The organism is Halomonas sp. PA16-9 (assembly GCF_009728585.1).
In the GTDB taxonomy this organism is placed as follows: Bacteria; Pseudomonadota; Gammaproteobacteria; order Pseudomonadales; family Halomonadaceae; genus Vreelandella; species Vreelandella titanicae.
Genome location: NZ_CP040453.1, coordinates 28266 through 41945, shown reverse-complemented (window position 1 = coordinate 41945; position 13680 = coordinate 28266). Strand labels below are relative to the sequence as shown.

At 55.4% G+C, this 13680-nt stretch carries 16 protein-coding genes; 14 read left to right on the top strand and 2 right to left on the bottom strand.

What is annotated here, in order from left to right; genetic code table 11:
• Positions 1-96 precede the first annotated feature (96 nt).
• Entirely contained in the window at positions 97-441 is a 345-nt protein-coding gene (locus FDY98_RS25110; RefSeq protein WP_196518359.1) for a DUF2274 domain-containing protein, read from the top strand.
• On the opposite strand, the gene FDY98_RS25105 is transcribed toward FDY98_RS25110, so the two are convergent.
• The gene (locus FDY98_RS25105) at positions 438-980 is read right to left on the bottom strand and encodes a helix-turn-helix domain-containing protein (protein ID WP_155706357.1); all 543 of its coding nucleotides are present in this window, start codon (positions 978-980) and stop codon (positions 438-440) included. The two genes, FDY98_RS25110 and FDY98_RS25105, sit on opposite strands and share 4 nt — an antisense overlap.
• On the opposite strand from FDY98_RS25105, the gene FDY98_RS25100 reads away from it, so the two are divergent.
• The 13 genes from FDY98_RS25100 (at position 979) to FDY98_RS25045 (ending at position 11081) form a co-directional block, all read left to right on the top strand.
• Positions 979-1545: a hypothetical protein gene (locus FDY98_RS25100; RefSeq protein WP_155706356.1), complete on the top strand. Its 567-nt coding sequence runs from the start codon at positions 979-981 to the stop codon at positions 1543-1545. The genes FDY98_RS25105 and FDY98_RS25100 overlap by 2 nt on opposite strands.
• The gene (locus tag FDY98_RS25095; protein ID WP_155706355.1) at positions 1533-2231 is read left to right on the top strand and encodes a hypothetical protein; all 699 of its coding nucleotides are present in this window, start codon (positions 1533-1535) and stop codon (positions 2229-2231) included. Before FDY98_RS25100 ends, FDY98_RS25095 begins: the two co-directional genes overlap by 13 nt.
• Positions 2228-3235: a TraU family protein gene (locus FDY98_RS25090; RefSeq protein WP_155706354.1), complete on the top strand. Its 1008-nt coding sequence runs from the start codon at positions 2228-2230 to the stop codon at positions 3233-3235. The genes FDY98_RS25095 and FDY98_RS25090 overlap by 4 nt, the downstream gene beginning before the upstream one ends.
• Positions 3220-3432, top strand: coding sequence for a hypothetical protein (locus tag FDY98_RS26370; protein WP_196518357.1), 213 nt, complete (start codon positions 3220-3222; stop codon positions 3430-3432). Before FDY98_RS25090 ends, FDY98_RS26370 begins: the two co-directional genes overlap by 16 nt.
• Positions 3429-4187: a TrbC family F-type conjugative pilus assembly protein gene (locus FDY98_RS25085; RefSeq protein ID WP_196518356.1), complete on the top strand. Its 759-nt coding sequence runs from the start codon at positions 3429-3431 to the stop codon at positions 4185-4187. Before FDY98_RS26370 ends, FDY98_RS25085 begins: the two co-directional genes overlap by 4 nt.
• Before the next feature lies 1 nt (position 4188).
• Complete coding sequence (locus tag FDY98_RS25080; protein WP_155706352.1) at positions 4189-4686, top strand: hypothetical protein; 498 nt, start codon at positions 4189-4191, stop codon at positions 4684-4686.
• Positions 4687-4693: 7 nt separating this feature from the next.
• Positions 4694-5506 (top strand): hypothetical protein, encoded by an 813-nt coding sequence (locus FDY98_RS25075; RefSeq protein WP_155706351.1) that lies wholly within the window; start codon positions 4694-4696, stop codon positions 5504-5506.
• Positions 5507-6137: 631 nt separating this feature from the next.
• Positions 6138-7748, top strand: a complete 1611-nt coding sequence (locus tag FDY98_RS25070) for a hypothetical protein (protein ID WP_340147133.1) — start codon at positions 6138-6140, stop codon at positions 7746-7748.
• Positions 7736-8326 (top strand): hypothetical protein, encoded by a 591-nt coding sequence (locus FDY98_RS25065; protein ID WP_155706349.1) that lies wholly within the window; start codon positions 7736-7738, stop codon positions 8324-8326. The genes FDY98_RS25070 and FDY98_RS25065 overlap by 13 nt, the downstream gene beginning before the upstream one ends.
• Before the next feature lie 3 nt (positions 8327-8329).
• A complete protein-coding gene (locus tag FDY98_RS25060; RefSeq protein WP_155706348.1) occupies positions 8330-8527 on the top strand; it encodes a hypothetical protein in 198 nt (65 codons plus the stop codon).
• A 226-nt stretch (positions 8528-8753) separates the two neighbouring features.
• Positions 8754-10193, top strand: coding sequence for a type IV secretory system conjugative DNA transfer family protein (locus tag FDY98_RS25055; protein WP_340147132.1), 1440 nt, complete (start codon positions 8754-8756; stop codon positions 10191-10193).
• A gap of 217 nt (positions 10194-10410) precedes the next feature.
• Entirely contained in the window at positions 10411-10662 is a 252-nt protein-coding gene (locus tag FDY98_RS25050; RefSeq protein WP_155706347.1) for a hypothetical protein, read from the top strand.
• 71 nt (positions 10663-10733) lie between these two features.
• Positions 10734-11081 carry a hypothetical protein gene (locus tag FDY98_RS25045; protein WP_155706346.1) on the top strand — a complete coding sequence of 116 codons (348 nt, stop codon included), beginning with the start codon at positions 10734-10736 and terminating at the stop codon, positions 11079-11081.
• A gap of 43 nt (positions 11082-11124) precedes the next feature.
• Here the strand turns inward: FDY98_RS25045 and FDY98_RS25040 are convergent, their stop codons facing one another.
• Positions 11125-13680, bottom strand: coding sequence for a conjugal transfer protein TraG N-terminal domain-containing protein (locus tag FDY98_RS25040; RefSeq protein WP_155706345.1), 2556 nt, complete (start codon positions 13678-13680; stop codon positions 11125-11127).

The following is a 13680-nucleotide window of genomic DNA, read 5'->3' as shown; positions in this document are numbered from 1 at the left end:
CTATACCGGACAACAGATTTCGGCTTTCTTGGCTATCGGCCATCAATCCATTACTGGCAAGATTGCCTCGCCCACATGATACCCCAGGAGGCACTAATGCTCATTGGCCGCGTCGAACACGACCCCAAGAAATCGCTGCAAGCTCAGCTTCGCGAATCCACCCTGATCCGTTTGGAACAGTACAGGGAACTATACCAATTCACATTTGACGAGAAGGTTTCGACCAGCGATCTGGTCGACCTCATGCTGAACAACCTCATGGACAGAGACCGCTCATTCAAGAAATTTTTGAGAGAACAGGCGAAACAGCCGAAGGAGGAGAAACAGGGCGCGGATCAAAATGCCGCTACTGGTGCTGAGGAGGGGGCTCAAGGGCCAGTATCAGGCAATGGTAACCCTGGGCAGCATAGTGGCCCAGGGCAACAGCCCCGCCAAGCCTAAGGGTGATCCTGGTGGGACTTCATGACCTCACGCATCTGATCCACCAATGGAACCACCCGGTTCCATTTGGTGCGCAGAACCCTATGCTTTCCGGTTGCCCAGCTTCGGATGGTGGTCACTGCCTCATCCGCGGCGACCGCAATCTGGCGCGGGGTCATGACTTCCATCCAGCGATCCACTGTGGCTTTGACCTCCTCAGCGGCGACCCAGGCGCCACCCTCGACGGCTTGATATTCATCAGCGATTTCCCCCAGGACCTGGATGAGCCGTTCCTCAGGCACCATCCGGGGGATAGCGCCCTTCTCCCAAGCGTTGAGGGTGGCCATGGAAACACTGGTTTTCAGCTTTGGCCTGAGAAGCTGGGTGATCTCCTTCAGCGTCAGGCCGTGGTTATTTCTCAGTTCACCTATTTGGCGTCCCAGGTCAGTCGTCGCCTTCCGGCGGGCGCCTCGGCCCCGGGTGGCCGGCAGGCTGATTTTGATCTCACACCCGTGTCGCTCAAGCGTGTTGATCAGGTCATTCAGGAGTGCGTCTCGCATGGCAAACCTCTTTGAATACTTGGCAAAGCAGCCACCGTCTGAGATGGAGCGGCTAGTCGGGTGGACCGCCTCCCGTCTGCACATCCCTCGCCAGTGGCTTGATGACATGAAGCAGGAGGTGTATCTGGCATGGCTGGCGAAGGAATACGATCCCAGCTATGCCCATGATGCCATCATGAAGTATGCAGGGGAGGCGGCGTTCCTGGCAGTCAGCACATGGCGGCGCCATACCATCCTCCCTGTCACAGTCCACAAGGCAGGGCAGGCCGACAGTGAACCTCGTGCTGAGCAGTACGAGCTACTGGCTGAGAAGATCCCGGATCTCATTGACGAACTCCATGAAGAGGACGACGCAGAACCTGAAGTCTTCCTGGAGGCTGACAGCACAGCGTCCGCTCACCTCATCGACCTACCCAAGCGCTCCCCCCGTTCCGGCCTGACGCATGAGAACCTGCTGGCTCTCCATTGCGAAGGGCTGTCGGCAGCTGAGATCGCCGCGGCGGCAAACATCTCGGAGCGTAGCGTCTACCGCAGATTGGAACGGCTCAAGAAATGGAAAACGTAGTACAGTATAGTAAAAATACGGTTTGCGTGATAGCGCTTGCCGTCATGCTCCCCATGACTGCCATGGCAGATACCCAAGACCTTGGGATACTCGGACCAACGTGGGAGATCGAGGAGCCTGACATGCGCCTTGCGATGGTGGCTGAAGCCCATGGCGTCGACTGGGCATCCATCAATGACGGTCTTGCTGATCAGGCCCGCCACCATACCCGCGACATTCCCGACTGGTATTTGCCCATAGCGGAGCATACCGAAACCCGCCACGTGGACCCCTCCTACACCCTCGAAGAGGACATTGAGGCGCTGTTGCGTCAACCCGATGGCTCCTATCAATGGGGGGTGCTCTACGAGGCGGGTACACGAGTCAATCCACTCGAACACGTCAGGCCCGATAACTGGCTACTGGTGGTTGACCTCAGGGTGGACGATCAACGGCAACTCGCCATGGCACTCAAGGAGCGCCACCCCATCAATCTCACCATCATCGCCACTGCCGGAGATCCCGGTGAGCTGGCCACTGACATCGGCCGCGCCGTCTACTTCGCCGAAGAATGGCATTTCAGGCGGCTGGGGATCACGCATACCCCATCGCTCGCCGGGGTCAGAGACGACAATCCTCACGCGGTTGAGGTGACTCACTTCGCCTATCCCTACGCCGTTGAAACCCTGGAGGAGTACCTGCCATGAAGCGGTTTCTCATGTCCGCCTGTATCGCTCTTGGGCTGGCCACCAGCCATGGCGCCACGGCCTCCCCCCTCTCTGGCTCAGCCGCATGCCAGGGGACTGTCTTCAACCCCATCAATGACGTGAACTGGAACAACATGTTCCCCGTCACGATCGCTGGAATTTCCATGGGGGGCGGCTCCAACCCTTCCCTGATGAACATGGACCCCATCTGCCTTTGCCCTGGGCCATTCGGCATTCCCTTCCCAGGCATAGGCATGACGTACTGGGAGCCGACGTACCTTGCCGAGGTGGCCCGCACCCCAGGGTGCATGTCGACGCTCGGTGGCACACAGGTATTGACGGGGTATGACGAGCAGACCTCTAACCAGTCCTACGGGTCAGGCCGAGACACCGGCAGCGTCACGCGCATGCAGGTGCATTGGTACATCTACCCGCTGTTCAGTGCGCTCAACATGATGAGCAGCCTGGGCTGCATGAACACCTCAGGGTTCAACCTGGCGGACCTGACAGAGGTGGATTACACGTGGCAGGACGACACATGGACCTCGATCGCCTTCCCTGAATCTGCTCTGTTCGCCAATCCCGTTGGGGCGCTCTCTTGCATGCCCGATGCCATTGCCTCAGCCGCAGGAAGGCCCCTCGACATGATGTTCTGGTGCCAGGGCTCACAAGGCGTGACTTACCCTCTGACCGGCTCCAGCCCGACTCACAGCTCCCCCCAGGGCGGCAATCTCCACGTCCTTGGCAAGTACATGCAGCGGAAGACCCGCATGGCCGGGCTGCTCTCAACGATCGGCCCGTGGGCTGAGTGCCAGTCGGTCTACATGCCGAACATGATCCGCAGCCAGTACCGCATCGACCCTGTAGCGCCGGTGGCCAGTAACCAGACCGCCGTACTCGGCATGTCTGAGTTCCGCTGGGGGATGATGCCGCCAGCCAATACCGCCGTCCGAACCGACTCCGCTTACATGATCTGGGTAGGGAAGCAATGCTGCGCACTGTAATCGCCATCACCGCCGCACTGACTGCATCTCATGCACTGGCTCAGCCGACACCCGATCAGGCCGCCAGCAACGCCTTCAGTCACCTGCAGTCACTGACTCAGCCCTCCATGGGCCAGGGCTTCAGGGAGCCGTTGACGACATGCTGGGCAACGCTGGGACCACAGCCGAGCCGGGTGCCCAGGCGGCCCAGCAGATGATTCAAAACGTCCGCGAGCCAGGGACAACGGGCGGCATCGCCGATCCGGCAATGGCAGCCGAGTGGCAGGCATTGCGGGAGAGCCTGGAGCTGGGCGACCAGGACCGCCTGTACTTCTTCGTCTCGTTCTCCATGCCTGAGAGTTTGATCCGGGCCTATGCCCTCGACGCAGCGCGGGCAGGAGGTGAGCTGGTGCTGCGCGGCGTAGAGCCGGGCAAGAATCTTCGCGATTTCGCCATGGAGCGCGTGCTCGAGGTTCTTCAGCCCGGAGGTATGACTGCGCCAATTCAGATCGACCCTCGCCTGTTCGACGCCTACGCCGTCGATGCCGTGCCCACCATCGTCCTGGCAAGGGAGGACATCCGCGGAGTTTGCCTTCAGCCGGAGGCTCGGGACGGACTCTACGCGAACCGGACCTTCTCGTATCAGGCCTGCCCAGAGGAAGACCCAGACAGCTACTGGAAAGCGCAAGGGTCAGTGACCGCCCTATATGCATTAGAGGAGTTCCAGAAACGGGGGGCTCCTAATGCGGATGCCTATATCGCCGCGCTGCGAAGCGAGGGTGCAGAAGCGAGCACCGAGCAGGCCGCGATCAGCGATGCGCATTGGGAGTCGGTCGCCTCAGAGCTGGCTGAGCGAAATGCTGAGCGGCTTCGAGAGCGGTACTCAGGGACCGCTCAAGAGGTCTATGACACACCCCTTGGACCCGCGGTTGGCCCCGCTGGACAGGAAATCGATCACCTTTGGGAGGAATGACATGGCCTGGCGAACAGGATCAGCTTTGATGGCGACGGCATTGTTGGCCGTCGCATGGGTAGCGCCAACGACAACCTTGGCTGACCCTGGCCAGGCGGGAAGGATTGCCGGGGGTATTGGAGCACAAGGCTTTGATCCTAGTGCCAGCTATAGGACAGCTACTCAAGCGCTGGGCCTACAAGACGCTCGCACCTCGGGTGAGCTTGGCGGGGAGGTCGGCATCCAGGTGACTCAGCAGCAGCAGCGATCGTTCAGGTGCCGTGATGGGGCCAGAATCACGGCGGGAGGCGTTCGCGTCTCCATTGAGTCCTGCGAACAAAGCCAGAACGGCTCCCTGTCTACCCTCAGCGTTTCTGTTTGCGATGCCCTGACCCAGGGGATCGGTTGCACGGATGAGCGGTACACGGCCGTTCAGCAGGTTCCACCGGGGGGGGGCGACATTCACCGGGGGGCTTCTGACGGGCACCTACCGGGTCTCTGCAGACTGCAACAGCAATGAGTGCGAGATGACAATGCACCAGCTGCATGGCGATGCCTGGGGTGGCCATGACATGCGGAACCAAGCGAGCCAGCGTGTCGATGCCACGGATGGACATCCTATCAATGCGATCCGTGATGTTCGGAACGACCCAGTGTTTGGAGCAGGGGAAAACTTTGCGAACAACAGAGCACACTGTTTAGGGGGACAGTTTGATCAGCTTTTTACCGAAGGTGACATACCCGTATCTTGCAACCCCGATGATCCACGTTCGATTGATTTCCTTGATATTGATGGAAACGGACAGTGTGAACCAGATGTTTTAGAAACTGACCTTTGCATAGTAAATATTCCAACTCAGATAGTCACGTGTGAGCCTGATTCCCGGGAGTGCGATGTACAGCGTGAGACAGCTGAATTTGTCTGTGAAAGAAAGCGTGAAGTACAAGTAGTTGGAACTGAGCTTGAATGCACGCCGTTCTCGGCGCCCTGCGTTCCAGGTGCATCAAGTTGCTGCTCCTTTCGCCTGACCTGCAACAATGCTCAATCTGCTGACATACGTTATGAAGGCTGCGTTACAGGCGTTGTATGGAATAGAAATGTCACACTCGCAAACCTTGCCCAAGGCGTAAATTACAATGCAAATCCCGGCAGCATTATACGTTGCAACAGCAATGGGCACTGCAGCATTGACTGGGGGAATGTTAATGGAAACCACCAACCTATAGGCGATGTTCGATACAACGTACACAGCTTCACTCTAAGAAATAAAAATGTTTATGAAGATTTCTGGATAGATAGCTGCGGTGACTTTGAAGAAAGAATGCCGGACGTGGGTTAAAGAAATGAGGATAAATAAAGACATACCAAGCATATCAGGACTTGCGCTAATAGCCATCTTGAGCGCGGGCCATGACAGAGCCCAGGCAAATCTTAATCAGTTTGCCGAGTGCTATGAGGTCGACCGTTGGTGTGTGGACACTGCCCCGCGGGTTATTGGTGGAGAAACAGTCAATCGTGACTGCTGGGAATATGCCAGAAAATTCTTATGCTATGGACTACCGTATAGCAATTCATGTGACCTCGGTGCGTTAGAGCGCGATAGTAAGTGGGAGCTTGTAAATCGAAGAAATGAGCAATACCCATCCACTTATACTGAATATGACACAGTATTACCGTATGCGTGGATCGAGGAGTGGCAAACAACTGAGGCTTCTTGTGATGGCATAACCTCATACGGATGTGGCCCAGAAATAAGCCGAGAAGACATAGTTGATGGCAGCGGTAATGTAGTCGGGCAATCTATAAGTAAGCGATGCTATATCGGAGAGACACCGCGCTGCAATAATGATCCAAATTGCAGTATAACCGAATACACCTGCACAGAAGAACTTGATGGGCTGTGTGTAGAGCAGCAGCAAACCTACCTGTGTCGAGAATCAGGGAAGTGTGACCCCTCCCAATGGGAAATAATGCCTGAGCTGCCAGACGATGAAGGCGCATTCTCTGATGCTGTAGCAGCCGCAGGCATCATGGATATGATTGCTCAAGAAGCCAGCTTCGACGGTGGTTTCAGCATTTTCCCTGGAGTGGAAAAAGAGTGCCGTGCAATTACAGGTGACTTCCGTCGAATGATCGAGTTCAACGCGACAGTAGGTACAGCTCTCGCCGCATACTTTGGTGGCCCGTTAGGTGCTGTACTTGCCGGCGCGGCCGGCGCGGATATGATAAATGCGGTACAGAACATGCAGTGTTGCCAGGACAATCCTGAGGATGTGGTGTTGACCAGCTCCCTGATCTCCATGGCTACAGGGGTCGGTGCAGACTATTGCGACATGGAAGACATAGAGCTTGCAGCGGCACGCCTGGCTGGTCGTGCGGTACAAGTCACCCCTGGATTTGTTCAGACCAATAACACACTCTGCACACTTGCAGATTATGTATATAACGCGCCCGCCGCAGGGGACATGGCGTATGCGCGACAAATTTGCTCACACTGGACAAGGCCGTGGTCCATAGCCAATACGCAGACTCAAGTGGATCGCTACCAGCGGTGGTGTGAATTTGACTCGATGCTAGCTCGCCTCATTCAGGAGCAGGGGAGACAGCAACTTGCTGAGTTAGCGAGCCAAAACGCAGGTGGCGCACTGACCCGCAGCATAGAGTTCAATTACTACAGAAATAGCGGTGGTTGGACAAACCAACTGAATGCCAATGGCAACATTGTCAGGTTTTGGCAATGGAATGAAGAGTGCCATGACGAGGCTTATTACGCAGATTCAATGGTGACTGGATTGGACTGCCCTTCAAATACAGACATCTACGCTGCAATTTGCTCTGCAGAATCATGCCAAGAGCCCCCGGGCCACCCGATATTTGGGTACTCACCAGGATGGCAGATACACCAACTTAGGGCGGAAGATCACCACATTCGCGCCCTGAATCGCTATACCGTTGTTGGTGGTGGGTGTTATGAGGATGGAACATGTGCTTACGATGTGCATGCTTGGCCTGTTTCACAAGGCGGTCAAATGAACATTCCTCTTGATATGAATTGGCCAACCAACTTCCCTACAGAAGGATGGGGAGAATTTTCTTGGAGCCATAATAACGTCCACTTTGAGGCCTATACACACGGTCAGAATGTTGACAACCCGACCCCCCGCTTGAGGATGTGCGTCAACTCAAATTTCAGCTGTCAAACAGGCGATTGGACCGAAATAGATATTTCAAACGGAATAGATAACATTGACCACTACATAAATTCTAGCCCGCCGATTTCTCTGACGGGAGGATGCTCCAGCGGCGAATGCGATTTCCGGGCTAACATAGAAGTCACCTTGACAGCTAAGCCATGGTCGACTTACTCAGAGCAAACCTACGATACCTGTATGCTTCGTGTGCTTGGGAGCTGCGTCACACGTGCTTCAACGACATACGATCGTCAGTATCACCCGGATTGCTCTGGCTTCACGCTGGACGAGTTCCTAGCGCTGGATCTCGGGAAAATGGATTTCTCGAAATACATCGAAACACTTTCCGAGCAAGCCAAAGCGGAGTTTAGCAAAACATGGCTAGATTGATGGCTGCACTCATTATCACTGTAACCGCGGGGGCTGCTGCAGCCCCTAGCATTATCGAAGCTAGTCCTGTTGATCGCATTCAAGATCAGGCAAGAGCACTGGCGAATGGGGCTGCCTCGAGCAATTCTCTAGTTCTGGATTCAGGAAGGCCCGCTTTTAGATTATCGCCCAACAATGGCTATGTCGGCCTTGAAACCGAGATGATCATAGCGCCTTCCTATGTTTCTTATCAGAATGGAGGCCAAGTAACAGAAGCCATTGTTGAGGCCCATATCGACTGGGGGGATGGAAATATAAGCACGACCCCTGGAAATAGCAGTGTTTCCCACACCTATGGACATCGAGCGGATAGCGGAGCCATCACACCTAACCGATCAAGGGTCTTCAACGGACAAATAACCTTCGTTGTTTCTAATGGCAGGCGTTATACCGAGGCATTCACCTACAGCATGTGGAATGATCGGTTTAATGCACAGCGCCAAGGTGGGAGAGACCTGCCTATATACATGCTTCCCAACGTCGACGGAGTTGGTGGGGGGTCTCTCCCAGGTGGCTTCTATAACAGAAATAACAGGTGATATATGAAAAGAACGCTTGCCGCCATATTGCTTTCTACTCTGGTAACGCCAAGTATTGCCGACAATTTAGAAGTCAACGAGGATTATTTTCTTTACGGTGGCCCGAGTGCGCTTGTCGATACAGGTAGAACCTCTATCACTACAGCTCAGCGGGACTGGAGCAATGATTGGGAAACCACGTTAGGTGGTGAACCCCCGTAGAGCTTGAGCCAGGACAGACAGGCCTGATGGTGGTCTCTCCCTACCCAGGGCACTGGGTCTCGCTCTTAGTCACGTCAGCGGGCGTCTCGTGGACCGTGCGCTGTGAGTTCCATCCCCTGCCTCAGCGTACAGCCCATGTCGCTCCCTCGGCTTGGGCAGCCGGCATCTTCAACACTGAGAGCTTGATACTGGAGAACTGCCCATGATCGCTGGGAGAAGAGATGCCTTGGCTCTAACCGCGATCGCAGCCGGTGTGGCTACAGCGTCGCCATGGGCTGCAGGAGCGTTGGCTGCCTGGCCTGCCGGGGTGCTTGGCTCGCTGGGGATGGCTCAGCTCACCTGGAGCCAGGCCCTGTCAATGATCAGGCGGGTTGATGAAGTCTCGCGGGAAGGCTTTGTGCTGCCGTCAGACGAGCCCATGGATGCAGAGGGCAGCAGCCTTCACATTGGCCTTACAACAGACCAGAACAGGCGGATCAACCTTCCCGACGACCTCGGGAAGCGGCATACTGCCATTGTCGGCCAATCGGGCGTCGGTAAAACCACGATTGGCGAGTACATCCTGTGGCAGCAAACCGCCCGCGGAAAGGGATGGCTGTTCATCGATGCCAAAATTGATCGTGATACTCGTGATCATCTCGCCTACATGGCCAAGGTGACCGGCAGAGAGGATGAGCTGTACATCATCGATGTGTCCGATCCTGACAATGCCAATACCTACAACCCGATTTTGCATGGCGACCCCGATGAGGTTGCCTCTCGCTTGATGAACCTGATTCCATCGGCAGAGAACAACCCTGGAGCAGATCACTACCGTCAATCAGCGAACCATGCTCTTACCGTGATCATTGCCGCTCTGCAGGCATCGGGTCAGCTTTACCACTTTGGGGATCTCTCGATCCTGATGCAGTCGGACAAAGCCCTGGAAAACCTCGAGCGAATGACACCTCAAGGGCCAGAGCGTAGAGCCCTGTCTATCTTCCTTGACCAATTCAGATCCCGTACCAAGGAGGGGACTAAGATTGATCTCAACCGGATGAAGCAGACGCTGGGCGGTATGGCTGGCCGGATCGCGCTGTTTGCCCAGGGTAAGTTCGGGAAGGTATTTAATGTCTACGCCCCCGAGATTGTATTGACGGAGATTATCAGAAAAGGGCACATGCTCTACGTGTCCTTGCCCACCATGGGCAAGGATACTGCCGCACTCAACCTCGGCAAGATGATCGTTTCTGACATACGATCCGCCGTAGCACACATCCAGGACTTGTCGAAAGATCAGCGGCCAGACCACTTCATTGCTCTCCTCGATGAGATGGGCGCCTACGTTATGGAAGGGGTGGGCAGGCTTTTCGAGCAAGCCCGTTCCGCCAACATAGCTCTAATCCCGGCATTTCAGTCATTCAGCCAGCTCAATCGCGTGTCGCCTGATTTTGCTGACATTGTGATCCAAAACACCTGGAACAAAATCTTCTTCAAGTTCGGGTCAAAGGACAGCCCCGAGGAAGCAGCTGAGATCCTGGGCAAGACCAAACGGTTCCAGAGGACTGTCTCAGTATCCGCGAGCCAAGGGGAGAGCGCACAATACCTTCGGACGACACCTCAATCTAGCATGTCGGATGGGGCGGAATGGGAGAAAGCTGGCGTGAAATGGAGGAGTTCAGGGTAACGCCTGACCAACTTCGTGCCATGGACAAGGGGCAATGCGTGATGATGATGGGGGCTAGGATGTACCATCTCCGTACACCCATGATCAAGTACCCAAAGAACACGCCACCATTCAAGGCAGTCAAACGCAACATGAGGCTGCCCGCTGGGAAGCAACCGCTTCATTTTGAAGAAAGGCTTAACGAATTTCTTACCGAGGTCGTTTAAGGAACGCAAACATGATAACCGTATGGTTCTGGCTTACGATCGCTATTTTTTCAATGATTCTCCTTGGCTCGTTGCCTGGCGTCCGAGAAGTCTTTAGGCCGCTGATGGACATGTTATCCAAGGGGTTTGTCGAGCTTTTCAAGTTCTCAGGTGGCTATATCCTATGGTTTATTAAGACCATCATTCGAGCGCACCTTGACCTGGCATCGCATCTTGTCCATAAAAAGTCCTATTACGACCCGACAGAAAACATGCGCGAATGACCTTGACTTCTTGACCTGAAAAGTGTCGTCTAGTATAATTACATCACAAAAGGCCACCACCGGAGACGGAAATGGCAAAGCATATCAAACGACTACGCCGAGAAAGGGCTCTTGAGGCAAGGCAGCACGCCTCCCGGAAACAGCCCGAGTCGCTAATTGCAAATGAGCTTGGTCAGCTGATAGGGGCTGATAAGTCCGATGTTGTTGAAATGGCCAAGTGGCGTGCTAAGGCGAACTTCTGGTTCTTCCTGATTGGTTTTCCTGCCGTCATACTACTTTTCGTCGTTTCAACCTATCAATACCGGGACAAGATTGGGCTAGACACCATGTTTATTTTTTGGGGCTTGGTGTCTTTCCTTTCATTCTTCCTGCTGCGCGATGTAATTAAATATAGAAAGCTAATCCGAAAGTCTCGCTAAAAAAAGCCGGGGATTCCCCCGGCTTTTTACTAAGGCCTTGTTCTCAAGTCTTCCGTGGGTCTGATTCACCATTTGCATTTTCTCCTTGGGAAGGGTCAGTACCCCCCGCAGTTTGTTCACCATCTGATGGGTTAGATGTGTTGGTCGATGACCCCCTCTGGCTCTCAATGGCTCGAGCATGGGCCATAGGGCCACGTGATACTGGTGGCTCATCTTCCGCTGTGTTCGGCGTTGGCTGTTCTCGCGATGGCGCTGAATCCCCCTCTTGGTACGGCTCAGTGATTTGTACCCGCTCCATTGAGGCAGGGGAAACCTCGGCATCGAGGCTACTTCCCTGCCTTGAATCGATTGCTGCTTGAGTTGGCACGTGCTCCATTGATACAGGCTCAAAGCTGCCATCGCCGCCATACCTGTAGTAAGAATGCCCGCCCTCGCGCTCAACGGCATAAATAGCGTGGCCACTCCCGGGTTCGTCAGGGTTTTCTGAATACATAACAGGAACGAACGTATCATCCCCGACCCTGAGGCTGTTGGTCTCCTCGCCTAGCAATAGCCCTCGCGTGTTTTGATTGTCAGCTGCTTCTATCTGCCGTCTGTCCACGACTGCCAACTGCTCTCCCGAATCAACCATGTGATAGCGATCCGGCGTTTCTACATCGCCCTGAGCGCCAGCTTGCCTGGCTGACAGTCCTGCAGCAACGGCAACGCTCAAGCCGGGCACACCGTTATCTCGAACAGGCGCGGTGTCATTCTCGGCTCTCGCGGTGCGCCCACCATTGTCAGCATTCGCGGCTCCCACAGCGCCAGTAATATCGCCCCGCTCACCCTCCACGTAGGCCAAGTCCTCTGCTCGCTGTCCAGATACCAACCCCCGGATTTCATCATTGGTTGAACGCATCTCATCAACATGGCGAGGTGAAACCGGAGTGGGCACAGATCCTGTACGACTCGCCACAAGTTCCTCAGCGGCCCTCTCTTGAATCTGCCTAGCCTCTTGGTAATCCCGCGATGCAGCGAACAGGGATGAAGCTCGATCATCGCCCGCTCGAGCTTGGAGTACCTTCTGAGACTCACTATCTGTCAATCGCTCAGAATAGCGCTCACCGTCCCCCGTCACACTAACTTGCCCATTTTCACCAAATGTGAGTCTACCCGATGTTGCCTGTTGGACATCATTACTCTCTCGAGAAGAGCCTCGTTCAGAGCTTGCATCACGTGTTCCAAAATCACGTGAGTGCGATGCGCTGCCGTATACAGATACACCAGACTGCAGGCTAAACCCTTTGCGGCCATCCACCCCGACTTCTACACCTGTGTTAGTGGAGCTTTGGCGTGTCACCTCATCAATTTCTTCCCTGGAGAATCCAGCAGATTCCATCTGCTGCCAAACCGCGCCTACTTCCTGAGCATATTGTTGTCCCTTCTGGTCTTGCATCATCCGCGACCAGTCCACTGAGCCATCTCGAACAAAACCTTGGTCTTGGGCATATTGAGTTGCCGAGCTGAGAGAGTCAGTCAGCATCCTCTGCGACTGTTGTGTAAAGGCCTCCTTAGCCTCCATCGTCCTGCTTGTCGCTTCACTATACGCCTGTGAAGCAGAACTGCTTTCGCGGAAATCTGCCTGCCGCAGACCCACATTCATATCCTGGCCACTCATGTTGGTCACCATGGAGCTGGCCACACCCACATGATGGGCGGAAACTTCGTTGCCGGAGGTATAGCGATGCGAGGTCTGGTGAGCGTTCATGTTGGCATTGTTCATGCTCACCTGGCCCGCAGTCGCTGCCCCCGTCGAGATGCTGCTCGCGGCCGTTGCTGCATGCTGTGCGCCCGAAGCCCTATCCAGGACAGACGTGAAGGCCATGCCGCTACCAGAAACCAGCCCCCACATGATGGCTGGGACAAGCGTAGCCATGAAGCCCGAGGCCATCACCATCTTGTCTGACATCTCGGTGACCGCACCCATGTTGGCCATGGTGAGCCCATCAGAGATATAGCCAGTCGTCTGACCCTGGAAGTAGAGCATCATGATGTAATTAACGATGGCCAGGCCGGGCCACCATAGAATTAGCCACGTCATGACCTGGGCATAGGAGACACCCATTTTCCGACCAAGGCCAGGCACCAGGATGGCCGCAAAGACGATCGGCGCCAGGCCGATGACGAACGCCTGCAGGATCGCAAAGAAGTACCCCGACATATCCCGGAACAGAATCGCGGTGCTATACCAGCCCGATTGCTGCGCTCGCCTGGCCTGCTCGATATTGAGCGCTGAGATTAGCTCGCTAGAGCCTGTGGCCATCGCAGCGTACTCATACGTGCCCGAGTACATTTCAGCTATCGCCGCTTGTGTAGCGAGTCCTGTGGCGTCCTGGACGACACTGCCACCAGACGCCCAGCGGAACGAGTCCTCGAGGGCTGCCTGGGAAAGCGTTGTATCGCCGGCCGCCTGCTGGAGCCAGAAGGGAGAAACCTCCCCCATGCCGCTCACCAAAGCCGGTGCAGTGGCCTGCAGGCGGCTGTCGATACTGGCATAGGCCTCATCGCAGGCATACATCTCGCCGCGGGGCTCAGCGGTTGAGTAGACGGCCGTATACAC